Annotated in this window: 16 protein-coding genes; 6 read left to right on the top strand and 10 right to left on the bottom strand. The window is 66.8% G+C overall.

Annotation, left to right across the window (positions count from 1 at the left end):
• Window positions 1–3 precede the first annotated feature (3 nt).
• From AAHH99_RS24125 to AAHH99_RS24115, 3 genes are all read right to left on the bottom strand, one after another.
• Window positions 4–1560 (bottom strand): class I adenylate-forming enzyme family protein, encoded by a 1557-nt coding sequence (locus AAHH99_RS24125; RefSeq protein WP_418770972.1) that lies wholly within the window; start codon window positions 1558–1560, stop codon window positions 4–6.
• A gap of 66 nt (window positions 1561–1626) precedes the next feature.
• Complete coding sequence (locus AAHH99_RS24120) at window positions 1627–2586, bottom strand: esterase family protein (RefSeq protein WP_418770971.1); 960 nt, start codon at window positions 2584–2586, stop codon at window positions 1627–1629.
• Window positions 2587–2811: 225 nt separating this feature from the next.
• Window positions 2812–3471, bottom strand: coding sequence for an MOSC domain-containing protein (locus AAHH99_RS24115; protein ID WP_418771120.1), 660 nt, complete (start codon window positions 3469–3471; stop codon window positions 2812–2814).
• Window positions 3472–3602: 131 nt separating this feature from the next.
• On the opposite strand from AAHH99_RS24115, the gene AAHH99_RS24110 reads away from it, so the two are divergent.
• Complete coding sequence (locus AAHH99_RS24110; RefSeq protein WP_418770970.1) at window positions 3603–4037, top strand: DUF4383 domain-containing protein; 435 nt, start codon at window positions 3603–3605, stop codon at window positions 4035–4037.
• Between the two features lie 33 nt (window positions 4038–4070).
• Here the strand turns inward: AAHH99_RS24110 and AAHH99_RS24105 are convergent, their stop codons facing one another.
• Window positions 4071–4211, bottom strand: a complete 141-nt coding sequence (locus AAHH99_RS24105) for a hypothetical protein (protein WP_418770969.1) — start codon at window positions 4209–4211, stop codon at window positions 4071–4073.
• A 133-nt stretch (window positions 4212–4344) separates the two neighbouring features.
• Between AAHH99_RS24105 and AAHH99_RS24100 the strand changes: the two genes are divergently transcribed.
• The gene (locus tag AAHH99_RS24100; protein WP_418770968.1) at window positions 4345–4644 is read left to right on the top strand and encodes a hypothetical protein; all 300 of its coding nucleotides are present in this window, start codon (window positions 4345–4347) and stop codon (window positions 4642–4644) included.
• Window positions 4645–4656: 12 nt separating this feature from the next.
• Here the strand turns inward: AAHH99_RS24100 and AAHH99_RS24095 are convergent, their stop codons facing one another.
• The 3 genes from AAHH99_RS24095 to AAHH99_RS24085 are packed head-to-tail and all read right to left on the bottom strand — an operon-like array spanning window position 4657 to window position 6340.
• Entirely contained in the window at window positions 4657–4971 is a 315-nt protein-coding gene (locus AAHH99_RS24095) for a hypothetical protein (protein ID WP_418770967.1), read from the bottom strand.
• The gene (locus tag AAHH99_RS24090; RefSeq protein WP_418771119.1) at window positions 4968–5627 is read right to left on the bottom strand and encodes a DJ-1/PfpI family protein; all 660 of its coding nucleotides are present in this window, start codon (window positions 5625–5627) and stop codon (window positions 4968–4970) included. The genes AAHH99_RS24095 and AAHH99_RS24090 overlap by 4 nt, the downstream gene beginning before the upstream one ends.
• Before the next feature lie 5 nt (window positions 5628–5632).
• On the bottom strand, window positions 5633–6340 hold the full coding sequence (locus AAHH99_RS24085) for an HD domain-containing protein (protein WP_418770966.1): 708 nt from the start codon (window positions 6338–6340) through the stop codon (window positions 5633–5635).
• A gap of 180 nt (window positions 6341–6520) precedes the next feature.
• On the opposite strand from AAHH99_RS24085, the gene AAHH99_RS24080 reads away from it, so the two are divergent.
• The 3 genes from AAHH99_RS24080 (at window position 6521) to AAHH99_RS24070 (ending at window position 9045) form a co-directional block, all read left to right on the top strand.
• A complete protein-coding gene (locus AAHH99_RS24080; RefSeq protein WP_418770965.1) occupies window positions 6521–7039 on the top strand; it encodes a hypothetical protein in 519 nt (172 codons plus the stop codon).
• Window positions 7030–8610 carry a threonine/serine ThrE exporter family protein gene (locus AAHH99_RS24075; RefSeq protein WP_418770964.1) on the top strand — a complete coding sequence of 527 codons (1581 nt, stop codon included), beginning with the start codon at window positions 7030–7032 and terminating at the stop codon, window positions 8608–8610. The genes AAHH99_RS24080 and AAHH99_RS24075 overlap by 10 nt, the downstream gene beginning before the upstream one ends.
• 90 nt (window positions 8611–8700) lie before the next feature.
• A complete protein-coding gene (locus tag AAHH99_RS24070) occupies window positions 8701–9045 on the top strand; it encodes a hypothetical protein (protein WP_418770963.1) in 345 nt (114 codons plus the stop codon).
• A 10-nt stretch (window positions 9046–9055) separates the two neighbouring features.
• Here the strand turns inward: AAHH99_RS24070 and AAHH99_RS24065 are convergent, their stop codons facing one another.
• Window positions 9056–9688 carry an FKBP-type peptidyl-prolyl cis-trans isomerase gene (locus tag AAHH99_RS24065; RefSeq protein ID WP_418771118.1) on the bottom strand — a complete coding sequence of 211 codons (633 nt, stop codon included), beginning with the start codon at window positions 9686–9688 and terminating at the stop codon, window positions 9056–9058.
• 182 nt (window positions 9689–9870) lie between these two features.
• Here AAHH99_RS24065 and AAHH99_RS24060 point away from each other — a divergent pair, with 182 nt between their 5' ends.
• The gene (locus AAHH99_RS24060) at window positions 9871–11211 is read left to right on the top strand and encodes an FAD-dependent oxidoreductase (RefSeq protein WP_418770962.1); all 1341 of its coding nucleotides are present in this window, start codon (window positions 9871–9873) and stop codon (window positions 11209–11211) included.
• Here AAHH99_RS24060 and AAHH99_RS24055 read toward each other — a convergent pair.
• Window positions 11205–12119, bottom strand: a complete 915-nt coding sequence (locus AAHH99_RS24055; RefSeq protein ID WP_418770961.1) for an MBL fold metallo-hydrolase — start codon at window positions 12117–12119, stop codon at window positions 11205–11207. The genes AAHH99_RS24060 and AAHH99_RS24055 overlap by 7 nt on opposite strands.
• Before the next feature lie 133 nt (window positions 12120–12252).
• On the bottom strand, window positions 12253–13053 hold the full coding sequence (locus AAHH99_RS24050) for a hypothetical protein (RefSeq protein WP_418770960.1): 801 nt from the start codon (window positions 13051–13053) through the stop codon (window positions 12253–12255).
• Window positions 13054–13254 lie beyond the last annotated feature (201 nt).

The raw sequence follows: 13254 nt of genomic DNA, 5'->3' as shown, positions 1-13254 counted from the left end.
CGGTCACCGGACGACCGATTCGAGGGCGCCGTCGACGATCATGGTGTTCAGCGTCTTGCGGTCGAACTTTCCGCTGGGCAGGATCGGGATCTGGTCACTGGAGGCCAGCACCCAGCGGGTCGGCACCTTGTATGTCGACAGGTGCGCGCGGGCGTGGGCGGCCAACGTGTCGATGTCGACGCTTGCGGCGACGGGCACGACGACTGCGCACACCTGCTCCCCGCGTAGGGGGTCCTCGATACCGAGCACGAGACACTGTGCCACGGCCGGGGACCCCTCGATGACCGCCTGGACCTCGAGCGGTGAGACGTTGGCCCCGGCGGCCTTGATCATCTCTGTGGTCCGGCCCACGTAGAACAGCCGCGGGTCGCCGGGTCTGCGATAGACGCGGTCACCCGTGTGGTACCAACCGTTTTCGTCGAAGGTCTCCCACCGTTCGCGTTTGTTGTAGCCGGCCATCACGCCGATGCCGCGGATCAGCAGCTCGCCGACCTGCCCGTCGGGAACCGGTTCGCCGTCGTCGTCGACGATGCACATGTCGGTGTATGTGAATCCGCCCGCGGTCTCGGACATGGTGCGGTGCACGGGATATCCGTCGGGTACGTCGACCATCGCGATGTCGAGCGGGCCGTCGCGCAGCATCGGCGCGCAGGACAGATCGCGGTCGGGAAAGCTCGGATGCTCACGGAGCCGCTGGGTGAACGCGGGCCATCCGATGACTCCGGCGGCCCGTTCGCGTTCGATCAGATCGAGTGCGCCCTCGGCGTCCAGTCGCGGCATGACGAGCACCGTGACGGGTTCGTGCAGCGCACCGGTCGCCGCGAGCAACCCGCCGACCCAGAAGAACGGCATCGCACACAGAATTCGCACTGCGCCTTCGCTTTTGGACACCGCGCGGATCGCGTTTGGCCATGTCGACGTCTGTCGCGCGAGGGTGCCGTGCGTGTGCATGACGCCCTTCGGGTCCGCGGTCGAGCCCGAGGTGTGGATCATAACGGCCAGATCGGCGGGGCTCACCTCTGCCTCCGCGGCGGCCAGCAGCTCGCCAGGTACGCCGTCGGCGTCGCCATCGCACCGCGTGGCCCAGTGGGGAACTGGGCCGTCGACGAACACGATCCGACGCAGGTACGGGGCGGCCGTCATGGCCAACACTCCGCCCCGCTGGGTCGTCAACTCCGGCCAGGCCGCTTCGAACCGGTCGGCGACATCGATGCTCAGCACGCGACTCGGAGCGACGATCAGCGCGACGTCGGCCAGCCGAGCGACTTTGGCGATCTCGGCCGGGGCGTAGAGCGTGCTCAGCGGCACGACCAGCGCGCCGATGCGGGACGCCGCCAACCACCAGAGCACCCAGTCCACCCCGTTGGGGAAGAACAGGCCGACGCGGGTTCCTTTTCCGACGCCTTGCAACAGGAGCCATCGCGCAATGCGCGCCGAGCACTCGTGCGCCTCACGGTAGGTGAGTCGGTCCGTGGGGGTGACCAGATAGGTGTGGTCGCCGAACTCATGGCATGCACGCGCAAAGAGCGCGGGAACGGTCGGTCGAGGCTGCTGCGTCACCCCGTGATTGTCTCCAACGCGCACTGGGCGACCGCACGTGGCGGTCGCCCAGTGGCGTCAGCGAGCTCAGGCCCCCAGCGTGGCCTGGATGTCGCCCTTCATCGCGGCCAGCTGGGAACCCCAGTAGCCCCATCCGTGGGTGCCGTTGGCGGGGAAGTTGAACGTGCCATTGCCTCCGCCGGCCGCCTGGTAGGCCTGCTGGAAGCTCTTGTTGCTGTCCAGCGTGATGGTCTCGAGGAACTGGCCGGCGATGTCGCCGCCGCCACCTAGTTCGGACGGGACTCCGTTGCCGCAGTACACCCAGATGCGGGTGCCGTTGGCCACCAACTTGCCGACGTTGACCGTCGGGTCGTTGCGCTTCCAGGCCGAGCTGCCCGGCGGGCCCCACATCGCCGTGGCGCTGAATCCGCCTGCGTCGCGCATCGCGACGCCGACCAGCAGCGGCCAGATGCCCTCGGAGAGGTTGAGGAAGCCCGACAGCGACGCTGCGTAGCGGAACTGGCCGGGGTGGTAGGCCGCCAGGATCAGCGCCGCGCTGCCCGACATGGACAGGCCGACCACCGCATTGCCGCTAGGCGAGATGCCCTTGTTGGCGGACAGGTACGCCGGGAGTTCAGACGTCAGGAAGGTCTCCCACTGGTAGGAGTAGCGCCCGCCGTTGCCGACCGCGGGTCCTTGCCAGTTGGTATAGAAGCTGGACATGCCGCCGACCGGCATCACGACCGACAGACCGGACTCGAAGTAGTTCTCGAACGCGGCGGTTTCGATGTCCCAGCCGCTGTTGTCGTCGCGCGCCCGCAAGCCGTCGAGTAGATAGACCGCGTGCGGGCCACCGCCCTGGAACTTGACCGGGATGTCGCGGCCCATGGCGGCCGACGGGACCATCAGGGTTTCGACGGGAAGGCCGGGTCGTGAGTATGCCGCTGCGGTGGACGTGCCACCCACCGCCGCGACCAGGCCCGGTATGAGCAGGGCCGCTAACGCGCCGGCCATCATGCGGCGCGCCCAACTGTGTCGCAATGTCATCGCTGTGAACTTCCTGGTCGAGGGATACCGCCGAGCGGTTACCGCGGATGGGCGGACCGGAGCCGGTTCAGGGCTGCCGGTTCAGGCGCTGCTGCTTCACACCTGCCGCGATACGGGGGCACCCGCCGCGCGTAGCCGCTGCTGACGGTTATGTCGGCACCGGCAGCGGTGCCGTTACCAAAGCGTGGGGTGCGTCACCGTTCCGCTGGCGGACCGCGGTGGTGCCTATTTACCGTTGGTCGACAGGCGCTTGCGGACGTAGGTCTTGAGTTCGGCAGACAACGCGTCGGCCGCGAGCAGCTGTGGAAGCAATGACGCGTCGGACATCTTTGCGCGGAACGCCAACTCGACGGTCACCTCGTGGTCGGGGCGGTACTCGACGGAGATCTCGTCGCCTGGGCCCACCGTCCCCGGTGAGATAACGCGCAGGTATGCACCGGGTTTGGCGGCCGTGGTGAAGGTCTTCATCCAGCGGTCGATCTGGAGGAAGGCCGCGAAGGTGCGGCACGGTGTGCGCGGCGCCGAAACTTCGAGCAGAAGACCGTCGGCGCCGACGCGCCAGCGTTCACCGATGCGCGCTTGTGTCACGTCGACATTCGTGGTGGTGAGGTTCTCGCCGAACATGCCGTTGGTCAACCGGCGGTCCAGTCGACTTTCCCAGTCGTCGAGGTCTTCTCGCGCATATGCGTAGACAGCTTGATCGTCACCGCCATGCAGCTTCTTATGGCCGATGGTGTCGCCGACGAGTCCGCTGCCCAGGCCGCCGCGCATAGGTCCGGGTGCGCGCACCGCGACTCGGTCCGGCACCGCGACCTTGTCGATGCCCGTCGACCTCGACGGCGCATCGGGATTGACGCGCACTCGCGCAACGTTCACCGACAGCACTTCTGCCACCCGGACAGGTTAGCGACGGGGCGGGCGAGCCGCCTGGCGGGATTTTGCACTCGACCCCTTAACAAGGCACTACTACTGAGCGTAGTATTCACCGAGGTATCGACAACCAGAAGGGTGTCACCGTGAAGTGGAGTTTCGCCCAGGTCGGCCTGGTGGTCATCGCCGCCTTCCACGTCATCCAGGCGGTGATCGGCTTCATGGTGGAGCCGAGCTTCGCGACGGGCCCGGGCGCACCGACCGCGCAGGTACTCGGAATGGACTACAACGGCTGGCACGCCGTCGCCGGTCTCGCCCTGTTCGGACCGGGACTGGTATTCGCGTTTCGCAAGTCGTGGTCGGTGTTGTATCTACTCGTCGCGGCGGTGGCGGGCGCATTGCCAGGCATCTGGGCGTTCTTCTCACACCAGGTGGCGTACGTGTTCACGTTCCCCAACAACATCACCGACGCGATCGTGCATCTGGTGACCTCGGCGGTGATGTTGGCAGTGGCCGGTATCCAGATCCGCATGGACGGCGGTGTGCAGAACTCGCTTGCTGATCTGCGGAAGGGGTCATGACCCGGCACCGCCTCCGCTAGGGTGCCGGCGGCGCTAGTCGGCTCCGTCCTTGTCGTCGGCCGAAGGAATTCCCTCGGGCGGCGGCGACGAATACGCGGGAGCCGTCGGCGGGACGCCTTGCTCCGCGCCCTCACCCTGGTTCGCGTCGTCGGAGGCTTGTTCGGGTGAGCTCATCAATTCTCTCCTAGTCCACGATGGTCTCGCCGAGCGATACCCGAACCCCTGGTGAAGGAAACCCGAAGCGTGGTCGCTGTTCATCCCCGGGCCGTGTCCGTGAAGCAGGATTCGCCGGAGCTAATATCGGCCGATGGCTGAGCCGCAGCTGACCGATGACGGTCGCTTCATCGTCATCAACGGTCGCCGGTGGCGGGCCACCGATCCAGCCATACCCGAGGAGCGGCGCGCGGAGTTGACCCGGATACTCATGGCGTGGCGCCGAGAAGTGCGCCGCACCAAGGGAACTGCAGACGAGAAGACCGCGCGGGCCGGTGTGCACGCGGTCAAGGTCGCGTTGGGCGAGCGGGGCTCGCCGCCGTGGTGGGAGCAGACCGACGAACAGCGACGCCGGCGGTCGCAGGCGAACGTAGCACCGCCAGAAAACGACTGACACGGTCGTCCGTCAGGCGCGTCGCACCCCGGAGACCGCCGAGCGCGGGAGCCGTCCGGCACGCGAGTGACCAGTCAGGTGGTCGCCGTGCACTTGCACATCGAACTCGAGTTTGAGCCTCATCGGTTTGGTCACCGTCTGGCGCCATGTGACCCGTTGTCCGTCAACGCCTTCGACGACAGTGATGTCTCTCAACGGCACGCTTTCGGGCTTACTCTGCGCGGTGCCGGTGATCGCACCGTCTTGTTCGACGAAGCTGTACACCACTTCCAAGGTTCCGACCGGTGTCTTGATGCGCACGTCCCAGTCGCCGACGACGCTCGTCATGCCGAGGCTTTCGGCGCGCGGCCGGTGGCGGTCCAGACGGTGCCCCGCCGCTCGTAGGCGAACAACTCCTCGACGGCCAATGCGATGCGCGGACCGTAGCTTCGGTCGAGCAGGTGGAGCGCGAGGTCCAGGCCCGACGTGACGCCGCCTGCGGTGACCAGGTCACCGTCGTCGACGACCCTGGCCACCACCGGAATTGCGCCCGTCGCCTCGAGCACGTCCACACCGAGATGGTGGGTATTGGCGTGGCGGCCGTCGAGCAGGCCCGCCATCGCCAGCGCGAGCGACCCACCGCATACGGTCGCGACCGTGATGTCAGGATTGGCGAAGGCTTCGCGCATCGGCGGCACCGCGGCGGTCTCGCCGAAGCGGGCGAGCAGAACGGGGATGGTCGCGACCCCCTCATCGGGGTCGCCGTCGATGGGGCCTGCCGCGCCGGGCACGATCACGAAACCCGGCTTGGCGGGGTCGAGTCGGGCGGTCGCTTTCAACGTCAGCCCCCGCGAACCGCTGACTACCGGCCGCGGCCCCTCGGCCGAGACGAACTCGACTTCCAGTTCGCCTCCGACGAAGTCGCTGCCCGCGACGAGCACTTCGTATGGGGCGACGGCGTCGAGGGGGTCGAAGCCGTCGAACAACACGATCTGTGCATGCATCGGCGTCACGGGGCACTCACGTCGCCGCGCAGAGGCTGATCGCCCCACGCAGAGGCGCGCACGAAATCGAAGAACGAGAACGACGACCCGTTGATCAGTTCATGCAGGTGTGCGGGAAACGAGAACGGGGGAGCCTTCATCGGGTTGAGGCGCACATCGCGGGCCACGGCGTCGGCGATCGCGTACCCCAGGTCGTGACGTGGCCACGCGGCGTGGACCCGGTCGGCGAAGCCGGGGGAGAGCAGGTGTGTGTCCATGCCGCTGATGTCGAGGGCGATCCCGTTGAAGACCACCGCCTGCTCGGGCCCGAACCGGTTCGCCAACCCGGCGCTGGTGTGAAGTGCGATCGCCTGCCACACCGTCGTGAGCCGATCGCCCGAAAGCCCGTGTCGGCGAAGGAAGTCCGCCGCCGCATCGGCCCCCTCGACCTCGAATCGCTGATCACCCCTGCCGACATCCGTGACACCCAGGTCGTGCAGGAGACAGGCGAGGAAGACGAGTTCGTCGTCATAGTCGATACCGCTGCGCATACCCTGGCCCGAGGCGATCTCGCGCGCGAACAGATAACTGCGGACACAGTGGTTGGCGAGGAAATCCGGGGACACGTCGATGACGTATCGCAGTGCTTCCGAGCAGATTTCGGAGTCGGGTAGTGCCCAGCCGGCCACGCCGGCTTTCCCGTCGGCCAGCGCGGCCATGTCTTCGGTGCTCATGCCTTGACAGTGCCCGGCGCCGGGCAGGTCGACTAGTGGCAAAATAGCCAGGTTTCAACGGGATCTGGCCACTCTGTAGGTCGCGGGATGGTCAGCGGCTGCCTGCAGAATGCGGCTGTGGCACAGACGAATACGCTCGGTTCGCTTGGCCGACACCGTGGGTGGCTATCGTGAGATGTCATGCAGGGCTGGACCGCCGCGGCGGCCTTCGGACGCTCGGACTGCGAACGCATCGGCGAGGCCCTGCTTGGCCAACCCGTCCTCGCCCTCACCAGCCTTACATACGTCGCCATGGGGATAGCCGTCCTGTGCTGGGCCCTACGAAGTGGAGCGGTGCTGGCGGGAGCCGCAGGGGTGGCGCTCGTCGCCGTCGGCTTCGGCAGCTTCGTCTTTCACGGACCCCAGCCGCCCTGGGCGGGAGCGGTGCACGACTGGCCTATTGTCGCCCTGGCGGGGGTGTGTGTGATCGGGGTGGTCCGCAGAGCGCGAGGGCGGCGCTCGGTGTGGGTCACGGCCGCAGCGGTCTTCGCGCTCGGCCTTGCCGCCTATGCCGCCGGGCGCACGGGCTCGCCGCTGTGTCGGCCCGACAGCCTGTGGCAATACCACGGCCTCTGGCATGTGTTGTCGGGCGCCGCAGCGGGATTAGCCGCCTGGGCCATGGTGCCCGCACGTCAGTATCGTTCACGTCGATGCCGTTAGATCGAACACCGCACGGCCGCGTCCGCCGCGGCTTACGCAATGCGCTGCGCGGACCCCGCGATCCGGCGCCGGTCGCGGGTCAGCGGCGCCGCCGTTCCGACGGGATGGGCGACCTGCACACCCGCAAGGTGCTTGATCTGACGATCCGCCTCGCTGAGGTGATGCTGTCTTCGGGCTCGGGCACCGCCGACGTCGTCGCGACCGCCCAGGACGTCGCCCAGGCATATCGACTGGCCGACTGCGTTGTCGACATCTTCGTCACCACCGTCATCGTGTCCGCTCTGCCGACCGCGGAGAGCCCACCCGTCACCATCGTTCGAGCCGTGCACGCTCGGTCAACGGACTACACGCGGTTGGGAGAACTCGACCGGCTGGTTCAGCGGATTACCTCCGGCGGTGTGACGGTCGATCAAGCGCACGACGCGATGGACGAGTTGACCGAACGGCCGCACCCCTACCCACGGTGGTTGGCGACAGCGGGCTGGTCGGGTTTCGCGCTCGGCATCGCCATGCTTCTCGGTGGTGGCTGGTTGACCTGCATCCTGGCCGCAGTCACGTCGGGGGTCATCGACCAGGTGGGGCGACGGCTGAATCGCTGGGGTACGCCGTTCTTCTTTCAACACGTCGCAGGCGCGGCGATCGCGACCTCGGTCGCCGTCGCGGCCTTCCTGTATGCCGATATAGGACCGACTGTCATGGTGGCCACCGGCATTGTGGTGCTGCTGTCCGGTTTGACCTTCGTCGGCGCGATGCAGGACGCGGTGACCGGCTACATGCTGACCTCGGTCGCCCGGTTGGGGGAAGCGGTGTTGCTGACGTCGGGAATCGTGGTGGGCATCCTCGCAGGCCTGCAGATTGCCGAGATCGCCGGCGTGACCATCTCGCTGCACGTCGATGCGACCGAATCGTTCATCGCGCCGAGCGGGGCGGTACGGATCGCGGTCGCGGTGTTCGGCGCGGCGCTGGCGGGCGCCTGCCTGACCGTGGCGAGCTATGCACCGCTGCGGGCGATCCTCACCGCAGGGCTGGCAGCCGGACTCGCCGAAGCGGTCCTGATAGCGCTGGGCAATGCAGGGTTCGGTCAGGTGTTCGCGAGTGGTGCCGCGGCGGTCGGTGTCGGTCTGGTCGCGACGTTGATCTCGATCCGTCGGCAAGCACCTGCCTTGGTGACGGCCACTGCGGGGATCATGCCGATGCTGCCGGGCCTGGCGGTGTTTCGCGCGGTGTTCTCCTTTGCCGTCGACGGCAACTTCGACAACGGCCTCCGCCAGATGATGTCGGCGATCGCGATCGCGCTCGCCCTGGGCAGTGGCGTGGTCCTGGGTGAGTTCATCGGCTCGCCGCTGCGCTACCGGGCCGGCCGGATCGGCGACTTCGTCCGCAAGGAAGGGCCACCGGGGCTGCGTCGTGCCGTCGGCCGCGTTGTGCACCTGTTGCCGGCCGAGGATCAACCGTCGGAGATCATCCCGCGGACGCGCAGCGTCGCGCTGCAACCGAAACCGACGGAGGACACACTGGAAGAAGCCGAGGACAGCGACGCGTCCGACCCCGACGAGAGCCGCGAGCCGTAATAGGTACAGACACGCCCTGGGTTTGGCCGCAGCAAATGCAGGCTATAAATTCGAAGCATCGGATTCGCGACTACCGCTGGAGGCATGCTCATGAGGTTTTCCAAGACCACGCTGGCTGCCATTGCAGGCGGACTGACAGCGACGACTATAGGGCTGACCGCTCCGGCAAGCGCCCAGCCGTCTCCACCGCCGCCCCCACCGCCGCCGGCCCTGGCCGCCGAAATACCTCCGCCTCCGCCTCCGCCGGGTGTGGCTCCGCCGCCCGCGAGGCCGATGGCCGGGGAGCCGGTACCGGCATGGGCGCCGCGCAAGCCGGCGGAGACGTGGCTCGGAGAGCCCGTCGTCTGGTTCTCGGGTTGGGGCGGCCGTTGGGGCGTGTGGAAGAACGGCGCCTTCATCCACCTGTCGAAGAATCCGGTCACCGCCGGGGGCTGACCGCTACGGGTCAGCTCGAGGCGTCGAGGATCTTGATCGCGAAGATGAGTGAGTCGCCGGGCTTGATCCCCGCGGCGGGTTGACCTTCGGGGTAGCCGTCGGCAGACGTCATCGCCACGGCGACCGTCGACCCCACCTTCTGTCCGGCGATGGCCTTCTGGAAGCCCGGCACGACCCCGTCGAGCGGGAAGTCGACCGGCATGCCGCGCTCGTAGCTGTTGTCGAATACTGACCCGTCGCGTCCGTTGACCCCCATGTAGCAGACGAAAACGGTAGCGGTCTCGGAGACGACCGGTCCGTCACCGGGCTTCAGCGTGTGCACCTGGGTCTCGGACACGCTGAACGGCGGCTGCACGTTGATCAGCGGTGCCGTCGAGTCGGTGGATCCGGTGACGGCGACGCTGCCGGTCTCGCCATTGAGGGTCCACTCGGGGGTGCCACCGAACTGCGGCGGGGCCGTCGGGCACATCGCGCTGGCGGGATCGCCCGTCTCGACGGGTGGGGGGATGAACTCGTCGGCCAGAGAGGACGTGCTCGTCGGAGACGTCGTAGTGGTCGATGACGCTTCCGTGTCCGAGCCGCACGCGGCGAGGGTCATGGCCAACGATGCGGCGCAGGCGATCAGTCCGACAGGAAGAGACACACGCGAGGATTTCACGGTCGCCACGCTACAGACAGCGGCGCTGACGGTGCCCCGGTGGTGCTTGGGGGTCTGACCGCGGTTGTGCGTTCTGATACGGCTGGCACTGCGCGTCGTGGATGAAACGGCACTCTCGGCCGCTCTCTGTGCGACGGTAGGGATACAGCCTGCCAAAGAGGGGCGCGATGGCGACGCGAGCAGCGGTCGTGTGTGGAGCGAGCATCGGGGGACTGCTCGCCGCGAGAGTGCTGGCAGACGCGTACGACTCGGTGACCGTCGTGGAACGTGACACGCTGCCCGCCGACGTGTCGCATCGGGCAGGCGTGCCTCAGAGTCACCACCTGCACATGATGACCAGTGCGGGTTTGAAGATCCTCGAGGAGATGTTCCCCGGCGCGACGACGGAATTGAAAGCGGCGGGCGCACCGATCATCGATACACGCACCCTGTCGGCGGTGTACGTCGAGGTCCGTGGGCATGCGCTGTGTCGGACGGCAGCATTGGCCGACCCTGACGCCATGCCTGTGCAGCCGGCCAGCAGGCCGCTGCTGGAATCAGTTGTCCGCGAACGGGTTCACGCACTACCCAACGTCACGGTGCTCGACGGCCACGACGTCGTCAAGCCCGTGTTGAGCGATCGTGCGGTACGCGGTGTTCGTATCAGCGACCGCGCTGGTTCACGGCGGCAGACGTTGCCCGCCGATCTCGTGGTCGACGCGTCGGGGCGCTCGGCGCGTACACCGGCCTTCCTTGCGGCGCATGGCTTCACGCGTCCCGTCGAGCGGTCGTATCGGGTGCAGCTCAGCTACGCCAGTCAGCTGTTTCACATGACCCCGGGGGCGCTGGACGACAAGGTGGTTTTCGTCAGCCCGACGCTGCAACGCCCAACTGGCGTCGGAATGCTCGCCTACGAGAACGACACGATGATCGTGACGCTGATAGGTGTCGCTGGGCACAGGCTGCCCACCGAACTGCCGGAGGTGTTGGCCGCTGTGGCCGAATGCGCGCCCCCGCATATCAGCGAAGCGCTTAACGAAGCCGAACCGCTGGGGGAGACGCACCATCGCCAGTTCCCGACGAGCGTGTGGCGCCGCTACGACAGGGTGTCCTCATTTCCTCAGGGGCTGTTGGTGATTGGGGACGCGGTGTGCAGCTTGAACCCGATGTACGGCCAGGGCATGACCTCGGCGCTGATGCAGGCTCGCGGCCTTCGACAGACCCTTGCCTCCAACGGTGAACCGTCGAGTCAGGCCTACTTTCGCGATGTTGCACGGCGGCTGGCACCTCTTTGGTGGGCCAACCGGCTCAACGACTTCGGCTTCACCCCAGCGAGCCGGTGGACGTCATGGCCACAGCGTGCGTTCAACAGCTACACCACCGCCTACATGGCCGCCGCATCGACTGACATGGCGCTCACCGAAACGTTCCTGCGCATGCTGCAAGGCGTGGACCCCGGGACGAGCCTTATGCGCCCCGGACATGTCGCGCGGGTCGTCGGTAACGCACGGCGGCGCGTTCGTCAGTAGTCCCACACAGTGGGGACGCACCGGAAGACGTCGCCGGCGGTCGCGACGTGGCAGACCGACGGGAACGGCAGGTGAGTGGCCACCAGGGACTCACCGGTCGCGGCCAGTTCCCGCAGAAGTTCGATCCGTACGCGAGCCGACTCTTCTGGGTCGTGTTCGAAGCCGTTGTGCCACTCCGGGTTATCGAATCCGGGGGCGAAGACGGCATCGCCGGCGAACGTCAGCCGGTCACCGCCGGAGTCGAGGCGGACGATGGCGTGACCCGGGGTGTGACCTCCGGTGCGAGCGACGAGTACTCCGGGTGCCAGTTCGTACTCTGTCTCGAAGGTCCGCATGTGACCGCGGTACTCATCGAGGAACCGCCCAGCGATCGACCGAAGCGCGTCCGGAACGGGAGCGGGCATGTCGGTGTGGGAGAAGTCGGGCGCCTCCCAGAATTCGGCCTCGGCGGCCGCAACGTGAACTTGCAGGTCGGGACGCAACCGTTCCTTCAGGCCCTTCGTGAGCAGCCCGCCCACGTGGTCCATATGCAGGTGGGTGAGCACCACATCGGTCACCGCCGAGGGGTCGATACCGGCGGCTTCCAGACGATGGACGGTCTGCCCGGCACGCGGAAAGTCCGGGAACTCCACGCCGAGACCGGCGTCGACCAGGATGGTCCGACCACCGGTGCGTACCACGACAACGTTGAGTGGCCAGGCGAGCACGTCTCTGGGAAGGAACCGGTCGTCGAGCCAGCTACCGAACTCGGTCGGGTCGGCGTTGGTCGCCATCGTCCTGGCCGCGATCGGTAGCACCCCATCGCTGATCACCAGCACCTCGATGTCGCCGACCTGAACCGCGTACCGCGATGGAACCAACTCGTCGAGTCCTGCTGTACCCAAGTCCGAGATACTGTCTACGCTCACGACCGTCCTCCTGAGGGCGTTACGAGAAATGATCTGTCATTTCCGGAGAACGCCCTCAGGCAGCGGGATTTATCCAGGGATTGAATCGGATCCTGTTTGTCCCGAGCCCTTCGATCGGCAGGACACAGCCGAATCAGCGCGGTGCAGTGACCACGAGTTCGTGGTCACCGGCCGCCCAGGCGGATTCGAACACGTCGGTGGTCACATGCTCGCCCCGGGTGTCGTCACCGCCACTATCGCCGAGATACACGGCGTCGTTGTCGTAATCGATCGCGGCTACAGTGACCAGGTGACCGCATCCCGTCCGGTCACCGTCGCCATCCCAGATGGTGGTGGAGTTCACGCACACAATCGCTTGCCGTCCGTCGCCTAAATAGTCCGCCAACGCATCCATACCTGTGGCGAGTCCACCTTTGGCAGCCGTGTCGTCGTTCGTGTAGTCGGCCTTGATTCCGTAGTGCTTGAGCAGGACTAGAAGGTCGGTTGTACAGGTGCCATGGCCGACACCTCCGTCACTGGGATCGACGCTTTCGTCATACACCGGTTCACCCGGGTCACAATCGCTCGGAGTTTTCGCCGCAAGATCGATGATCTCCCGCTCGGTGGGCGCCGCCCCGGTCATTTCGCCGACCACCATGCGGGTGGCCATCAGCCCGCAGTCGCTTTCGGTTTGTTCCTCCCAGTAGTGCAGGGCGGCTGCAGGATCTCCGTAGACGCCGCCGGTGATCTCGGGCTGGGCGTTCTCGTCGTCCTTGGCCTTCTCCGGAGTCGCCTCTGCGGGTTGAGGAATCCCGGATCCTTCGGGATTGGCCGCTGACGACTCGGCGGGCTCTGCCTCGCTACCGCACGCGGCACCGGCAAAGACGGTCAGGGTGGCGATTACGGCCGCGGCGAACGCCTTACGGTCTCGCTCGCTTCGCTGGCGAAATAGCACCTCGCGAAGCTAGCAGACGCCGAGGAATTCTCCGGGCATTTACTGACGTCAGAGAAAAATCGGTAGCGTAGGGAAGCTGTGCAGCTGGCGAGGATTCGTTGTCGGGGAGCGCCCGCGGGAGCGCGTCAGGGACTTGACGGGCCGTTTTGGCGCCCGTGGTGACACGAGCCGGGCTCTTGCAATTGCGAAACGGAAGTGAGA

This window comes from Mycobacterium neumannii (assembly GCF_048452905.1).
Classification (GTDB): Bacteria; Actinomycetota; Actinomycetes; order Mycobacteriales; family Mycobacteriaceae; genus Mycobacterium; species Mycobacterium neumannii_B.
Note: the sequence above shows the minus strand (reverse complement) of the source record. Positions and strands in the feature narration are given on the sequence as shown.